This window comes from Arenimonas sp. SCN 70-307, assembly GCF_001724815.1.
Taxonomy (GTDB): Bacteria; Pseudomonadota; Gammaproteobacteria; order Xanthomonadales; family Xanthomonadaceae; genus Arenimonas.
The window spans coordinates 14,412-29,554 of record NZ_MEDO01000015.1; the positions used below are offsets into that span (position 1 = coordinate 14,412).

A 15,143-nucleotide genomic window follows, 5' to 3' on the forward strand; every position below is an offset into this window, starting at 1 on the left:
TTGGCGCTAAACTGGCGGCGTTCGCAGGGACGGCCAACGTCGAGGGCGGCAAGGGCACATGAAGATCCTCATCCTGGGCGCAGGCCAGGTCGGCACCTCGGTGGCTTCGGCGCTCGCGTCGGAGAACAACGACATCACCGTCGTCGACACCGACCACCAGCGCCTGCGCGACCTCGCCGAAAAACTCGACATCCGCACCGTCGTCGGCCACGCCTCGCTGCCCAGCGTGCTGCTGCAGGCCGGCGCCGAGGACGCCGAGCTGCTGGTGGCCGTCACCTCCAGCGACGAGGTCAACCTCATCGCCTGCCAGGTGGCCCAGCACCAGTTCCGAACGCCCACCCGCGTGGCGCGCCTGCGCGAGGCGCAGTACCTGGACGTGGCCGCGCTGGCCGACCCCGAGCATTCGGCGGTGAACGCCGCCATCAGCCCCGAGCAGCTGGTGTGCAAGCACGTCGAGCGGCTCATCGAATATCCAGGCGCGCTGCAGGTGCTCGATTTCGCCGAGGGCCGCGTGCAGCTGGTGGCCGTGCGCGCGGTGCCGGGCGGCGCGCTGGTGGGGCACGAGATCCGCGAGCTGCGCGAGCACCTGCCCGCGGGCGTGGACGCGCGCGTGGCGGCCATCTTCCGCAAGGGCCGGCCCGTGCAGCCCGAAGGCCACACCGTCATCGAGGTCGACGACGAGGTGTTCTTCCTCGCCGAGCGCAAGGACATCCTGACGGTGATGGGCGAGCTGCGCCGCGTCGACGCGCGCCCCGCGCGCCGCCTGCTGATCGCCGGCGGCGGCAACATCGGCCGCAACCTGGCGCGCAGCCTCGAGAGCCGCTATTCGGTGAAGGTGCTCGAGCGCAGCCGCGAGCGCGCCCGCGGCATCGCCGAGGACCTGCTCAACTCGATCGTGCTGGTGGGCGACTGCGCCGACGAGGACCTGCTGCGCGAGGAGAACATCGACCAGACCGACGTCTACTGCGCAATGACCAACGACGACGAGGCCAACATCCTCTCGGCGATGCTGGCCAAGCGCATGGGCTGCCCGCGCGTGATCTCGCTGATCAACCGGCCCAGCTACGCCGAGCTGGTGGAGGGCGGCACCATCGACATCGCCGTCAGCCCGCAGCTGGTGACGCTGGGCGCGCTGCTGGCGCACATCCGCGAGGGCGCGCCGGCGCGGGTGTACTCGCTGCGCCGCGGCGCGGCCGAGGCCATCGAGGTGGTGGTGCGCGGCGACGCGCGCACCTCCAAGGTCATCGGCCGCGCGCTCGACGAACTCGAACTGCCTGCCGCCACCACCATCGGCGGCATCGTGCGCGGCGACAAGCTGCTGATCGCCCACCACGACGTGGTGATCGAGTCGGGCGACCACGTCATCCTGTTCGTGATGGACAAGCGCGAGATGGACAAGGTCAGCGCGCTGTTCCAGACCGGGGCGACCTGGCTGTGAGCCAACGCTTCCGCGCCATCCAGCGCATCCTGGGCGTCATCATCGTCCTGTCCTCGCTGACCAAGCTGCCGCCCGGTTTCCTGGCCCTGGCCTGGGGCGAGAAGGGCACGCCGGGGGTGTTCTTCGGCAGCTTCCTCGCCAGCGCGCTGGTGGGCTTCTTCCTGTGGCTGCCGGTGCGCAGCGTCAACTACGACCTGCGCCTGCGCGACGGCTTCCTCATCGTCACGCTCACCTGGGTCTTCGCCAGCCTGGTCTCGGCGCTGCCCTTCGTGCACGGCCCGCCGAACCTGAGCTACACCGACGCCATCTTCGAGGCCACCTCGGGCCTGACGACCACCGGCGCCACGGTCATCACCGGCCTCGACGCCCTGCCGCCGAGCGTGCTGTTCTACCGGCAGCTGCTGCAGTTCCTCGGCGGCATGGGCATCGTGATCCTGGCGGTGGCCATCCTGCCGATGCTCAAGATCGGCGGCACCCAGCTCTTCCGAGCCGAAAGCACCGGCCCGACCAAGGACACCAAGCTCACCCCGCGCATCGCCGAGACGGCCAAGGCGCTGTGGGCGGTGTACTTCGGCCTGACCATCCTGTGCGCGGGCTCGTTCTGGGTGGCCGGCATGGGCCTGTTCGACGCCATCGGCCACGCCATGTCCACGGTGTCCACCGGCGGCTTCTCGACCCACGACGCCGGCTTCGCGCACTGGGACAGCGGCCTGCTCGAGTGGATCGCCATCGTCTTCATGATGCTCGGCGGCATCAACTTCGGCCTGCACTTCGTCGCCTGGCGCCGCGCGTCGCTCTCCGTCTACGGCACCGACTCCGAGCTCAGGGCCTTCCTGCGCATCACCGTGGGCATCAGCCTGGTCGTGGGCCTTTCGCTCTGGGTCGCCGGGACCTACCAGGGCTTCGGCGAATCGCTGCGCACGGCCACCTTCCAAGTCGTCTCGATCATCACCACCACGGGCTTCGTGATGCCGGGCTTCGACCAGTGGCCCGGCGCGCTGCCCTTCATCGTCGTCACCGTCGGCGTCATCGGCGGCTGCTCGGGCTCCACCGTCGGCGGCCTGAAGGTGGCTCGCGTGGTGATGGTGGTGCGCCAGGGCTACCGCGAGATCAAGCAGCTGGTGCACCCCAAGGCCCAGTTCCTGGTGAAGATGGGCGGCCGGCGCGTGTCCGAATCGGTGGTGCTGTCGGTCAGCGGCTTCATCGCCATCTGGATGCTGTGCTTCATGGTGATGGTGATTGGGTTCAACGCCACCGGGCTCGACCTGGCCTCGGCCTACGGCGCGGCGGTGGCCATGCTGGCCAACTCCGGCCCCGGCCTGGGCAGCACCGCCTATACCTTCGCCGGCGCCGGCGACGCCGCGGTCTGGCTCGGCACCGTGGGCATGGTGCTCGGCCGCCTGGAGGTGTTCTCGGTGCTGGTGCTGCTTACGCCGCAGTTCTGGCGGGAGTAGGCCGCGCGTCCATCGCCGCGGCCAGCCGCGCGCGCAGCGCCTCGGCCTCGGCCATGGGCAGGTAGCGCACCCGCACCGGCGGGTCGAAGGGGCTGGCGCCCACCGTGTCCATCAGCAGCGTGGCCATGCCGTGCCGGCGGTCGAGCGGCGACTGGCTGAGCACCAGCGACTGGATGCGCCGCACCTCGACGAAACGCCAGCGTTTGTCGAGCCAGCCTTCGCGCACGGCGACCAGTCCGCCTTCCTCGCTGTAACCCGCGTGCCGCGCCCACACCACCGCGCGCAGCGCCAGCACCGGCAGCAGCGCCAGCGTGGCCAGGCCCACGGCGCCGTTGAGCCAGGTGAGCAGGCCGGCCAGCAGCAACGTGGCCAGTGCCGGAAGGCCGAACTGCCGGCGCCAGGCGCGCGGGTGCAGCCGGCGCCACTCGCGCATCGGCCAGTGGCCGCCGGGCAGCAGGTGCCGCACCAGTTCGTCGCAGGCTTCGGGCGTCGCCAGCGGCGCGAGGTCGCGCAGCGAGCGCTGGTCGTTGGCGGTCTGCATCGACGCACTGTCCACGCGCAGCGAGCGGCGCTTGAACCAGCGGTGCACCAGGCCCTCGTGCAGGCTCCAGGCCTGGATGCGCGAGCGCGGCATGTTCGCCCGCATCCGGGTGAGCAGGCCGCGCTGGGCGCTGAGCCGGCGGCCCTGCTCGGTGAGCGTGAAGCCGTGGAACTGCAGCAGGGCCAGCGCGATCGAGAGCAGGCGCAGGGCCAGCACCACCGCCAGCAGCACGCCGGTGATGCCGATCGCCCAACCCAGCCAGTCCAGCTGCTGCCCGCGGCCCCATTCCACCGCGCCCTTCACCGACGGGCCGATCCAGTCGTCGAGCACGTCGGCCTGGGCCAGGACACCGAAGGCCGCCGCGGCCAGGATCAGGCCGCGGTTGGACACCAGGCCCAGCCGCACCACTTCGGCGGTGTCCATCGCCAGCAGCACCCGCGACGCGGGCGGCGCGGCTTCGGTCTGCGCGGCGCCGGTGGCGTGCTCGTGCCCGCGCACCAGTTCCTCCAGCGCCTGCGCATCGGCCAGCGAAAGCACGCGCATCTCGGCCTCGGCCTGCATGCCGCCGGCCGATTCGAGCCGCACCTCGGCCACGTTGAACAGGCGGTGCAGCACGGTCTGGTGCAGGGCCACGTTGTGCACGCGCTGCCAGGGCACGTGGCGCAGGCTCTTCTGGAACACGCCGCTGCGGATGACGATGCCATCGGCCTCGATGCGGAAGCGGTAGAAGAAGTACTGCAGCACCGCCGCCACCACCAGCACGCCGGCGCCCGCCAGGCCCCACAGCTCCCAGGAGTTGCCGCGCCCGCCGAACAGCAGCACCAGCAGGGGCAGCGCAAAGCTCTTGAGCTGCTGGATGAGCACGAACAGCCAGCTCAGCGGGTGCAGGCGGCGCTCGCCGCCGCCCGGGGCGATCGGCTCAGAGGCTGTCGTCATGGCGGTCGGCCTCGGGCAGCAGGGCATCGCGCAGGGCCACGGCGTCGGCGTCGTGGAAGCCCGACTGGCGCAGCGCATGCATCCGGGTGCCGGCCGTGTGCACCACCAGGGTGGCCAGGCCGAAGCGGCGCTCGATCGGGCCGCGCTCGAGGTCGAGGTGCTGCACGCGGCTGCGCGGCACCAGCACCTCGCTGCGCCAGACCAGGCCGCGGCGCACGCGCAGCCCGTTGGCGTCGAGCCGCCAGTGGGTGCGGCGCCAGCGCGCGCGCGCCAGCCAGACCAGCAGCGCGACGGGCAGCAGCCAGATCCCCAGCGCCGCCGCGACCCGCAGCGGCAGCGACAGGTCGTCGGCGGCCACGAACACCACCACGGCCACCGCGGTGGCCGGCAGCAGCGCCGAAAGCGCCGTGGCGATCGACCAGACCGTGCGTGCGGCCGGGGGCAGCGGCTGCCAGTCCCCGGCGTCGGCCAGGGCGGGGTTGTCGGTGGCGTCGGCGGTCATCGCGGGTCCTTGGCGGGGGTCTTGTAGGGGTTGGGCTCGCCCGAGCCAGGTGGCCTGAGCGTGTAGCGCTTGTAGGTCCATTGGTACTGCCGGAGGTCACGCCGCGCCACCGCTTCGACCGCCGAATTCATGGCGGTGGTGGCGGCCAGCAGGTCGTCGGAGGCGATGGCGGCGGGCGCCGGTTCGAAGTGCAGCGTGTAACGGCCGTCCTCGCCGCGCTCGGCGAAGCCGACCAGCACGGCGGCGCCGGTACGCGCAGCCAGCTTGGGGATCAGGCTCAGCGTCAGCGCCGGCACGCCGAAGAAGGGCGCGAATTCGCCGCCGCCGAGCTTGGGCTGGTGGTCGGGGGTGATGCCCACCACCTCGCCGGCCTGCAGTGCCCGCCACAGCGGCCGCATGGCGGTGGCCTCGGCCGGCACCAGGCGCACGTTCTCGCCGCCGCGGGCCAGGCGCAGGAAGCCGTCGCCGGCGGCGCTCTCCGGCACGCGGTAGACGAGGCTGAAGGGGCCGCGCGCGGCCATGAATTCGACCAGCAGCTCCCAGCTGCCGTAGTGCGGGGCGGCGATGATCACGCCCTGGCCGGCGGCCTCGGCGGCCTCGAGCCGGTCCAGGCCCACGCAGCCGGCGACGCGCGAGAGGGCGTCGGCGCGTGGGCGGGTCCACAGGCGCAGGGTTTCGAAGCTGGCGCGGCCGGTTTCGCGCATCACCTCGCGCACCAGCGCCTCGCGCTCGCCGGCGGGCAGGGCAGGCAGGGCCAGTTCGAGGTTGCGCCGGGCCACCCGGGGTTCGCGGCCGTTGGCGCGCCAGGCCAGGCCACCCAGCCAGCGGCCCAGGCCATCCTGCAGGCCCCGCGGCAGGCGGCCGATGCACCAGGCGAGGGCATAGAGGCAGCGGCTGGCGAAGGGCACGGGGGGCATGGCCCGAGTTTAAGGGAATCGCCGCGGCGTCCGGCCGCGTTGACCGCCCGCGCCGGCCGCGGCGACCATGCGGCCATGATTGCCCTGATCCAGCGCGTCACCGAAGCCTCCGTCCGCGTCGAGGGCGAACTCGTCGGTGCCATCGGCCCCGGCCTGCTGGCCCTGGTGGCGGTGGAGCCGGGCGACGACGAGCCCCGCATCGCCCGCATGGCCGAGCGCCTGCTTGGCTACCGGGTGTTCGCCGACGAGGCCGGCCGGATGAACCGCTCCCTGGCCGACACCGGCGGCGGCCTGCTGCTGGTGAGCCAGTTCACCCTGGCGGCCGACACCCGCAGCGGCATGCGCCCCAGCTTCACCTCGGCCGCCAGCCCCGAGGACGGGCGCCGGGGCTTCGAGCGCCTGGTCGGGCTGTGCCGGGCCCGGCACCCGGTGGTTGAAACCGGCCGTTTCGGCGCCCACATGGTGATTGGGCTGGTCAATGACGGCCCGGTTACCTTCCGCCTGCAGAGCTAGGCAAAAACCTTCGGTTCATCAAACAGATAGCGGCCCGAAGGGCATTCCTGTATCCTGCGCGGTTCCATTTTCCCAGTCTCGGGACACGTTTTCATGGCCAACGAGCGTCCGGCGCAGTCCGAAATCAAGCAGCTGATCAGCAAGGGCCTCGAGCAGGGTTACCTGACCTACGCCGAGGTCAACGATCACCTGCCCGACGACATCGTCGATCCGGAGCAGATCGAAGACATCATCGGCATGATCAACGGCATGGGCATCGAGGTGCACGAAGTTGCGCCCGACGCCGAGACGCTGCTGCTTTCCGACTCGTCCTCCACCCGCGATTCCGACGACACCGCCGCCGAGGAAGCCGCCGCCGCGCTGAGCGCGCTCGACACCGAGGGTGGCCGCACCACCGACCCGGTGCGCATGTACATGCGCGAGATGGGCTCGGTCGAGCTGCTCACCCGCGAGGGCGAGATCGCCATCGCCAAGCGCATCGAGGAGGGCCTGAACCAGGTCCACGCCTCGCTGGCCAGCTTCCCGTGGTCGATCCAGCTGCTGCTCGAGGACTACGACCAGCACCTCGAGGGCAAGAAGCGCCTGAACGAGGTCGTCGTGGGCTTCCTCGACATGGAGGAGCCGGAGGAAGTGCTCCCGGTCGCCGCCGAGGACGCCGACGCAGAGATCGACGAGGAAGACGAAGCCGCCACCGGCGACGACGAGGAAACCGCCGCCGTCGACACCGGTCCGGACCCGGCCGAGGTCGGCCGCCGGATGGACACGCTCAAGGCGCTGTACACCAAGTTCCAGAAGGCCCACGCCAAGTACGGCGCGGCCGACAAGAAGACCATCAAGGCCCGCGAGGAAATGGCGGCCGAGTTCCTGCGCCTCAAGCTGCCGCTGGCGCTGATGGACGCCTTCGTGCGCAAGCTGCGCGAAGTGGTCAACGCCATCAAGGAGCACGAGCGCAAGGTGCTCGACATCTGCGTGCGCAACGCCAAGATGCCGCGCAAGGACTTCCTGCGCGCCTGGCCGGGCAACGAGATCAACCTCGCCTGGGCCGACGACGTCATCCGCCGCAAGCAGAAGTGGGCGTCGGGCATGCGCGAGTTCAAGGACGACATCGTCGCCGAGCAGCAGAAGCTGGTGGGCATCGAGGACTCGCTGTTCCTGTCGCTGCCGGACATCAAGGAAATCAACCGCGCGATGGCCTACGGCGAGGCCAAGGCCCGCAAGGCCAAGAAGGAAATGGTCGAGGCCAACCTGCGCCTGGTGATTTCCATCGCCAAGAAGTACACCAACCGCGGCCTGCAGTTCCTCGACCTGATCCAGGAAGGCAACATCGGCCTGATGAAGGCCGTCGACAAGTTCGAGTACCGCCGCGGCTACAAGTTCTCGACCTACGCCACCTGGTGGATCCGCCAGGCCATCACCCGCTCGATCGCCGACCAGGCGCGCACCATCCGCATCCCGGTGCACATGATCGAGACCATCAACAAGCTCAACCGCATTTCCCGCCAGATGCTGCAGGAAATGGGCCGCGAACCGACCCCGGAAGAGCTGGCCAAGAAGATGGAGATGCCCGAGGACAAGATCCGCAAGGTGCTCAAGATCGCCAAGGAGCCCATCTCGATGGAGACCCCGATCGGCGACGACGAGGACAGCCACCTGGGCGACTTCATCGAGGACACCAGCATCGAGTCCCCGATCGAGGCCACCACCAACCTGGGCCTGATGGAGACCGTGCGCGACGTGCTCGCCGGCCTGACGCCGCGCGAGGCCAAGGTGCTGCGCATGCGCTTCGGCATCGACATGAACACCGACCACACCCTCGAGGAAGTGGGCAAGCAGTTCGACGTCACCCGCGAGCGCATCCGCCAGATCGAGGCCAAGGCCCTGCGCAAGCTGCGCCACCCGACCCGCTCGGAGCAGCTGCGCTCCTTCCTCGACCTCGAGTGATTCACTCCTCTCCCTCTCCCGCCTGCGGGAGAGGGCCGGGGAGAGGGCAAACGGCCGCGCAAGCGGCCGTTTTGCTTTACGATTCCGAGTCGACGACGGGCCTATAGCTCAATGGTCAGAGCACGGGACTCATAATCCCTTGGTTCCAGGTTCGAGTCCTGGTGGGCCCAGATCAACCACCGCCGCAAAACGGAGCAAGCGTTTGCCGTCCTTCCTGAGCAAGCTCGCCACCACCCTCGGCCTGCCGCGTTCCAAGCGCCTGTTCGACGGCGACGACGCGATGTTCAAGCGCACGGTTCGCAAGGACCTCGTGTATGCCGAGTATGGCTGCGGCGCCTCCACCATCTGGGTCGCGCGCCACGTCGGCTGCCGCATCCTCAGCGTCGATACCGCCAAGGCCTGGGTCGAAACGGTGAAGAAGGAATGCGCCGGCGTCGACGGCCTGTCGATCCACCACTGCGACCTGGGTCCCGTGGGCAAGTGGGGCCGCCCGGTCAGCTACGAGAAGGCCGCGGCCTTCCCCGAGTACACCGACTGGATCTGGAACCAGGACGTGCAGCCCGACGTGGTTCTGGTGGACGGGCGCTTCCGCGTCTGCTGCTTCCTCACCAGCCTGCTGCGGGCGCGCGAGGGCACCCGCATCCTGTTCGACGACTACACCGACCGCCCGCACTACCAGGTGGTCGAGCAGTACCTGCCGCGCAGCGAAACCGACGGCCGCCAGGCCCTGTTCGTGGTGCCGGCGCGCGATCGGCTCGACGTCGAGGGCGTCCGCCAGGCCATCGAGCGCTTCCGCTTCGTGATGGACTAGCCGCTTCGGCGGCGAACGACGCGCTACCGACGCATTCCCGTCATGCACGGGCCCTAGCCTTGCCGGTCTTCTTCCAGGGAGATCGGACATGCGGCATCGGGGATGGCTCGTGCTGGGCGCGCTGGCGCTGGGTTTGGCGGGATGCGGCGAGGCGCCGACCGGGGCGCCCGCCGGCGCCACGCCTGCCGCCGCCGCCGGCACGGCCTTGCCGGCCGCCACCGACGAAGCCGGCCTGCGCGCCGCCGCCTCGCGCGCGCTCGCCGAGCAGCGCCTGTACGCGCCCGCGGGCGACAACGCCATCGAGCACTACCTGGCCGTGCGCGCCCTGGCGCCCGCCGACGCCGACGTGGAGACCGCGCTGCTGGAACTGCTGCCGTATGCCGTGATCGGCAGCGAGCAGGCCATCGCCCGCGGCGACTTCGACGAAGCGCAGCGCCTGCTGGCCCTGGTGCAGCGCACCGACGGGGCGCTGCCGGCGCTCGCGCGCCTGCGCGACCAGCTGGCGGCCGCGCAGGCGGACGCGGCGCTGGCCGCGGAGCGTGCCGCCCGCGAAGCCGAGGATGCCGCGCGCCGTGAGCAGGCCGCACGGCTCGCGGCCGCGAATGCCGCCCCTGCGCCCGTGGCCTCCCAGGCACCGTCGTCCACGCCGGGCGCAAGCAGCGCTGCGGCCGCTTCGGTTCCGCCACCGGCAACCGAGGCAACGGCGCCTTCGCCCGCAGCGACGGCGGCGGCCACGGCGGCACCGCCTGCGGCCCCGCGCCCCGCCGCGACGCCGCTGCCGCAACTGCTCAGCGCCCCGCAGCCGCGCTATCCGCCGCAGGCCCTGCGCCGCAAGCTCGAGGGCGAGGTGGTGCTGGAGCTGCGCATCGAGGCCGACGGCCGCGTCGGCTCGGCCCGCGTGCTCTCGGCCAACCCGCCCGGCCTGTTCGACGACGCAGCCGTGGCCGCCGCCAGCCGCTGGCGCTTCGAAGCCGGCGCGGCCGCCGTCACCACCCGCCAGGTCGTGCGCTTCCGACTGCCGAAGGAGGGCTGACGCAGGCGGTTGACACGCAAATGCGAATCATTATCATCAAAGCCGAGACCCCACCCAGGACCCGGCCATGCACGACGCCCGCTTCCAACCCGCCCCGACGCCGGCGCGCCCGGCGCCCGCCACCGACTTCGACAGCCGCGAACTGATGCGCGGCACGCGCGAAGTGCTCATCCGCCACGGCGACCAGGTCTATCGCCTGCGCCACACCCGCAACGACAAGCTCATCCTGGTCAAGTAAGCCTGCGCGTCGCGCAAGCTGGCTAGAATGCCGGCTGGACCAGCGGCAGGGGCGCACGTGATCCACATCGAAGGTTTGTCTTTCGGATACCGGAAGACGCGGCTTTACGACGGCTTCCACCTGCGGCTCGACCAGCCCGGCGTCTACGGCCTGTTCGGACGCAACGGCAGCGGGAAGTCGACCCTGCTCAAGCTGCTGGCGGGCCTGCTGTTCCCGCAGGCCGGCCGGGTGAACGTGCAGGGCCACGAACCGCGCCATCGCGACCCGCGCCTGCTGGCGCAGGTGATGCTGGTGCCCGAGGAGTTCCATCTCCCCGATCTCAGCCCCGAGGCGCTGCGCCGCACCCATGCGGCTTTCTATCCGCGCTTCTCGCCCGAGGCCTTCGGCGATTATCTCGATGTGTTCGAGCTCGAGCGCGACCGCCGTTTCGGCGAGATGAGCCTGGGCCAGAAGAAGAAGGCCGTGATGGCCTTCGACCTGGCCAGCTTCACCCCGGTGCTGCTGCTCGACGAACCCACCAACGGCCTGGACATCGTCGGCCGCGACCAGTTCAAGGCCATCATCGCCCGCCCCGAGCACCGCGAACGCGTGGTGGTCATCAGCACCCACCAGGCGCACGACCTCGAGCGCATCCTGGGCCATGTGCTGTTCGTCGACGCCGCGCAGCTGGCGCTCTCGGCGCCGATGCCGGCGCTGGCGCGCGCGCTGAGCATGGGCGTGGCCGACGACGACGCGGCCCTGGCCGGCGTCGAAGGCCTCATCTACCACGAGCAGATGGGCACGCAGCGGCCCTACGTCGCGCGCAACCGCGGCGACGGCCCCGGCAGCGTGCATCTCGAGCTGCTTTACAAGGCGCTGAGCCTCAACAAGGCCGGCGTGCTCGACGCCATGCGCCATGCGGAGGTGGCCCATGTTTGAGCCAGCGCGTTTCCTCCGCCTCGCGCGCGCCCAGTGGGCCGAGCAGTGGCGCAGCTGGGCCTGGTTCCTGGGCGTCGGCATCATCGTGCACTTCGTGGTGCTGGCGCTGCTGCTCTTCAGCGGCGACAACGGCCATCGCAGCTTCCACGCCGCCGCGCAGATCGGAATCTTCTATGCCGGGCTGTTCATCACCGGCACGGTCTTCGCAGGGCGCTACTTCAACGGCATGGCCCGGCGCGAGTCGGCCGGCCTGCTGCTGATGCGGCCGGCTTCGACCTTCGAGAAGTGGCTGCTGGCGTTGCTGGTGGTCGTGGTGGCTTACCCGCTGGCCTACGCCCTGGCCTTCCAGGTGTGCAACCTGCCGGCGGCGCTCTACGCCGGCGGCAAGGTGGCTGCCGACATTGCCGCCGGCGCCGAGGATACCCGTCCCTACATGGCCGACTGGGGGCGCTACGAACCGGTGTTTCCCTGGCAGGTATTCGAAAGCCGAGGGGCCTTCCTGAACGTGGTGCTCTGGTTGGGAACCCTCCAGGGCTTCGCCCTGCTGGGCAGCGTTTACTTCCGCACGATGCCCTTCCTCAAGACAATCGTGGCCGGCTTCGTGCTGATGCTCCTGCTCATCTTCGCCTCGGTCTTCGGCGGGGACCCTGACGTGTTCCTGTCCTGGTGGACCCCCGGCACGCGCGAGAGGGCGACCGAAGGCCTGGTCCCGATACTGATCCCCCTGGCCTGGTTCGCGGTGCCCGCGCTGACCTGGCTCGCCTCGCTGTTCGCCCTGCGCGAGAGGCAGGTCGCATGATGCCGCGCACCCTGGCCTGCTTCGGTCTTGCCTTGGTCGTGCTGGTGGCGGCGCTGGTGCTGCCGTCGCGGCCGCCGGCGCCCCTTGACCAGCGCCTGCTGCTCGACCTCGATGGCGTCCGCGAGGTCGAGGTGCGGGGCGACGGCGGCGTCGCCATCGCGATGGGCGGGAAGCTCACGCCGGCCATCGAGTGGTCGCCGGACACCGGCGAGGTGCGGCAGGCGCGCGAAGGCGACCGGCTCGTGCTGGAGCTGCCGGCGCAGGCCAGTCCGTACATAAGGCTGCAGCTTCCCGCCAGCGTGCAGTCGCTGGTGGTGCCGGGTGCCCGCATCGATGCGGGCGAGGGCGTTGCGCAGCTCGATATCCGCACCACGGGCGACCTGGTCTGGAATGGCGATGCCGTTCGCCTGGCCATCCACGACGCGCGCCCCCGTGGCGAGGACGGCGAGGGCGCTCACCCGCCGGCGGCGCCCCCAGCGGCGGCCGCTGCCGCCACCCTGCCTGACGACTGCCTGGGCGCCTGCGGGCAAATTGTGGGCATCGAATCCGGCCGGATCGGGGAGCTTGTGGTGCACCTGCGGGCCAACGGCCTGCGCATCAACCAGCCCAGCCAGGTCGGGGAGGCGAGGCTGCACCTGGGGCCCGACGCCTGGGTTTCCCTCGGGCCGCTGCGCGACCTGGCCAACCTGCACATCCAGCACGACGAGGTGGTCGCGGCCGACGCGCCCACCACGGAGCCTGAAGAATGAACCTGCTCGACTGCGTTGAAAGAACCACCGGCGCCGCGCCGGTCTGGTCCATCCTCTGGCTGCACGGCCTGGGTGCCGACGGCCACGACTTCGAGCCGATCGTGCCCGAACTGCTTCGGCCGGGCTGGCCGGCGCTGCGCTTCGTGTTCCCGCATGCGCCGGTGCGCCCGGTGACGCTCAACAACGGCCTGCCGATGCGGGCCTGGTACGACCTCAAGAACCTCGACCTCGACCAGCGCGCCGACGAAACCGGCGTGCGCCAGTCCATCGCCCAGGTCGAGGCGCTGATCGCCCGCGAGAACGAACGCGGCGTGCCCAGCGAACGCATCGTGCTGGCGGGTTTCTCCCAGGGGGGCGCCATCGCCCTGGCCGCGGGCGTGCGCCGCGAGGCGCCGCTGGCGGCCATCGTCGGCCTGTCAACTTACCTGCCCATGGGCAGCACCACCGCCGCCGAGGCCACGCCCCAGGCCTTGCGCACGCCGGTCTTCATGGCCCACGGCAGCCACGACCCGGTGGTGCCCGAAGGCTTCGGCGCCCGCAGCCGCGACCAGCTGCGCGCCCTGGGCGTGGCCGTGGACTGGCACAGCTACCCGATGCCGCACAGCGTCTGCGCCGAGGAAGTGCGCGACCTGGCCGGCTGGCTGGGCCAGCGTTTCCAGGCCGGCTGAGCCGGCCGCCCGCGCTGGGGCATACTTCGCCCATGAAGCTGCTGATCGCCGACGACGAGCCGCTGGCCAGGCAACGCCTGGCCGCGCTGGTGTCCGAGCTCGGCGGGCACGTGGTGGCGGGCGAGGCGGGCAACGGCCGCGAGGCGGTCGAGCGCGCCGAGGCCCTGGGCGTGGACGTGGTGCTGCTCGACATCTCGATGCCGGTGATGGATGGCCTCGAGGCCGCGCACCACCTGGCCTCGCTGCGTGCGCCGCCGGCCGTCGTGTTCTGCACGGCCTACGACCAGCACGCGCTGGCCGCGTTCGAGGCCGCCGCGGTCGACTATCTGGTCAAGCCAGTGCGCAAGGAGCGCCTGGCCGACGCGCTCGAGCGCGCCCGTCGCCACCGCAGCGCCCAGCAGCTGCCGGTGCTGCCCGGCGCCGGCGAACGCCGCCGCAGCCACCTCAGCGCGCGCCTGCGCGGCAGCCTGCGGCTGATCCCGGTCGAGGACATCCGCTACCTGCAGGCGGAAGAGAAGTACGTGGTCGTGCACCATTCGCGCGGCGAAGACCTGATCGAGGAATCGCTCAAGTCGCTCGAGCTCGAGTTCGCCGACCGCTTCATCCGCATCCACCGCAACTGCCTGGTCGCCGCCGACGAATTCGCCGAGCTGCGACGCGGCGCCGACGGCCAGGTAAGGGCCATCCTTCGCAACGATTCCGCCGCGCTCGAAGTCAGCCGCCGCTGCCTGCCCGCGCTGCGCGAACGCCTGAAACACCTCTAGGGGGACCCATGGAACGCATCCGGCTGGCCACGCGCGAGAGCGCGCTCGCGCTCTGGCAGACCGAACACGTGGCGGCGCTGCTGCGCGCGGCGCATCCGGGGCTCGAGGTCGAGCTGGTGCCCATGACCACCCGCGGCGACCAGGTGCTGGACCAGCCGCTGGCCGAGATCGGCGGCAAGGGCCTGTTCCTCAAGGAACTCGAGGTGGCGATGCTCGAAGGCCGCGCCGACGCCGCGGTGCACTCGCTCAAGGACGTGCCGATGGAGCTCGAGGGCCCGTTCGAGCTGGCCGCGGTGCTCGAGCGCGCCGACCCCTTCGATGCCTTCGTCTCCAACGAGTTCGAGGCGCTCGAGGAGCTGCCCTTCGGCGCCCGCGTCGGCACCTCCTCGCTCCGCCGGCAGGCGCTTCTGCGCGCGCACCGGCCCGACCTGAAGCTGCTCGATTTGCGCGGCAACGTGAACACCCGCCTGGCCAAGCTCGACGCCGGCGACTACGACGCCATCGTGCTGGCCTGCGCCGGCCTCGAGCGCCTCGGGTTGGGCGCGCGCATCCGCGAGCGCCTGCAGGCGCCGCGCTTCATCCCGGCGGCGGCGCAGGGCGCGGTGGCGGTGGAGATCCGCGCCGGCGACGAGGCCACGCGCGCGCTGCTGGCGCCGCTCGACCACGAGGCCACGCGCCTGTGCACCCGCGCCGAGCGCGCCATGACGCGCCTGCTCGGCGGCAGCTGCCGCGTGCCGATCGCGGCCTTCGCCACGATCAACAAGGAGCGGCTTTCGCTCGAGGGCCTGGTGGGCGACGCCAGTTCCGGCAAGACCGTGCGCGGCTATGCCAGCGGCCCGCTGTCGGAGCCGGAAAAGCTGGGCGAGCAGGTCGCCGACATGCTCGTCGCCCGCGGCGCCGACGCGCTGCTGCCCTAGCTCT

At 71.1% G+C, this 15,143-nt stretch carries 15 protein-coding genes, 1 tRNA gene and 1 pseudogene; 14 read left to right on the plus strand and 3 right to left on the minus strand.

What is annotated here, in order from left to right; genetic code table 11:
- The first annotated feature begins 58 nt into the window (after positions 1–58).
- Positions 59–1,438 carry a Trk system potassium transporter TrkA gene (gene trkA / locus ABS41_RS09355; protein ID WP_290593250.1) on the plus strand — a complete coding sequence of 460 codons (1,380 nt, stop codon included), beginning with the start codon at positions 59–61 and terminating at the stop codon, positions 1,436–1,438.
- Entirely contained in the window at positions 1,435–2,892 is a 1,458-nt protein-coding gene (locus ABS41_RS09360) for a potassium transporter TrkG (RefSeq protein ID WP_290593252.1), read from the plus strand. Before trkA ends, ABS41_RS09360 begins: the two co-directional genes overlap by 4 nt.
- Here the strand turns inward: ABS41_RS09360 and ABS41_RS09365 are convergent.
- Genes ABS41_RS09365 through ABS41_RS09375 form a run of 3 tightly spaced genes read right to left on the minus strand, consistent with a single transcriptional unit; the run spans position 2,867 to position 5,788 of the window.
- Positions 2,867–4,369 carry a PH domain-containing protein gene (locus ABS41_RS09365; RefSeq protein ID WP_290593255.1) on the minus strand — a complete coding sequence of 501 codons (1,503 nt, stop codon included), beginning with the start codon at positions 4,367–4,369 and terminating at the stop codon, positions 2,867–2,869. The two genes, ABS41_RS09360 and ABS41_RS09365, sit on opposite strands and share 26 nt — an antisense overlap.
- Entirely contained in the window at positions 4,353–4,871 is a 519-nt protein-coding gene (locus ABS41_RS09370; RefSeq protein ID WP_290593257.1) for a PH domain-containing protein, read from the minus strand. The genes ABS41_RS09365 and ABS41_RS09370 overlap by 17 nt, the downstream gene beginning before the upstream one ends.
- The gene (locus ABS41_RS09375; protein WP_290593259.1) at positions 4,868–5,788 is read right to left on the minus strand and encodes a lipid A biosynthesis lauroyl acyltransferase; all 921 of its coding nucleotides are present in this window, start codon (positions 5,786–5,788) and stop codon (positions 4,868–4,870) included. The genes ABS41_RS09370 and ABS41_RS09375 overlap by 4 nt, the downstream gene beginning before the upstream one ends.
- A 75-nt stretch (positions 5,789–5,863) precedes the next feature.
- Here ABS41_RS09375 and dtd point away from each other — a divergent pair, with 75 nt between their 5' ends.
- From dtd to hemC, 12 genes and pseudogenes are all read left to right on the plus strand, one after another.
- Positions 5,864–6,301: a D-aminoacyl-tRNA deacylase gene (dtd, locus tag ABS41_RS09380; protein ID WP_290593261.1), complete on the plus strand. Its 438-nt coding sequence runs from the start codon at positions 5,864–5,866 to the stop codon at positions 6,299–6,301.
- Between the two features lie 93 nt (positions 6,302–6,394).
- A complete protein-coding gene (gene rpoD / locus ABS41_RS09385; protein WP_290593263.1) occupies positions 6,395–8,242 on the plus strand; it encodes an RNA polymerase sigma factor RpoD in 1,848 nt (615 codons plus the stop codon).
- 97 nt (positions 8,243–8,339) lie between these two features.
- Positions 8,340–8,412: transfer RNA gene (locus tag ABS41_RS09390), tRNA-Ile, on the plus strand.
- Positions 8,413–8,444: 32 nt separating this feature from the next.
- Positions 8,445–9,053 (plus strand): hypothetical protein, encoded by a 609-nt coding sequence (locus ABS41_RS09395; RefSeq protein ID WP_290593265.1) that lies wholly within the window; start codon positions 8,445–8,447, stop codon positions 9,051–9,053.
- An 88-nt stretch (positions 9,054–9,141) separates the two neighbouring features.
- On the plus strand, positions 9,142–10,086 hold the full coding sequence (locus ABS41_RS09400) for an energy transducer TonB (RefSeq protein WP_290593267.1): 945 nt from the start codon (positions 9,142–9,144) through the stop codon (positions 10,084–10,086).
- A gap of 115 nt (positions 10,087–10,201) precedes the next feature.
- Positions 10,202–10,324, plus strand: a pseudogene (locus ABS41_RS09405) (hemin uptake protein HemP); the annotation flags it as partial.
- Positions 10,325–10,381: 57 nt separating this feature from the next.
- Positions 10,382–11,242 (plus strand): ATP-binding cassette domain-containing protein, encoded by an 861-nt coding sequence (locus ABS41_RS09410; protein ID WP_290593271.1) that lies wholly within the window; start codon positions 10,382–10,384, stop codon positions 11,240–11,242.
- Positions 11,235–12,041, plus strand: coding sequence for a hypothetical protein (locus tag ABS41_RS09415; RefSeq protein ID WP_290593273.1), 807 nt, complete (start codon positions 11,235–11,237; stop codon positions 12,039–12,041). Before ABS41_RS09410 ends, ABS41_RS09415 begins: the two co-directional genes overlap by 8 nt.
- Positions 12,038–12,790, plus strand: coding sequence for a hypothetical protein (locus tag ABS41_RS09420; RefSeq protein ID WP_290593276.1), 753 nt, complete (start codon positions 12,038–12,040; stop codon positions 12,788–12,790). Before ABS41_RS09415 ends, ABS41_RS09420 begins: the two co-directional genes overlap by 4 nt.
- The gene (locus ABS41_RS09425; RefSeq protein WP_290593278.1) at positions 12,787–13,458 is read left to right on the plus strand and encodes a dienelactone hydrolase family protein; all 672 of its coding nucleotides are present in this window, start codon (positions 12,787–12,789) and stop codon (positions 13,456–13,458) included. Before ABS41_RS09420 ends, ABS41_RS09425 begins: the two co-directional genes overlap by 4 nt.
- A gap of 32 nt (positions 13,459–13,490) precedes the next feature.
- On the plus strand, positions 13,491–14,222 hold the full coding sequence (locus ABS41_RS09430; protein ID WP_290593280.1) for a LytTR family DNA-binding domain-containing protein: 732 nt from the start codon (positions 13,491–13,493) through the stop codon (positions 14,220–14,222).
- An 8-nt stretch (positions 14,223–14,230) separates the two neighbouring features.
- The gene (gene hemC, locus ABS41_RS09435; RefSeq protein WP_290593282.1) at positions 14,231–15,139 is read left to right on the plus strand and encodes a hydroxymethylbilane synthase; all 909 of its coding nucleotides are present in this window, start codon (positions 14,231–14,233) and stop codon (positions 15,137–15,139) included.
- Positions 15,140–15,143 lie beyond the last annotated feature (4 nt).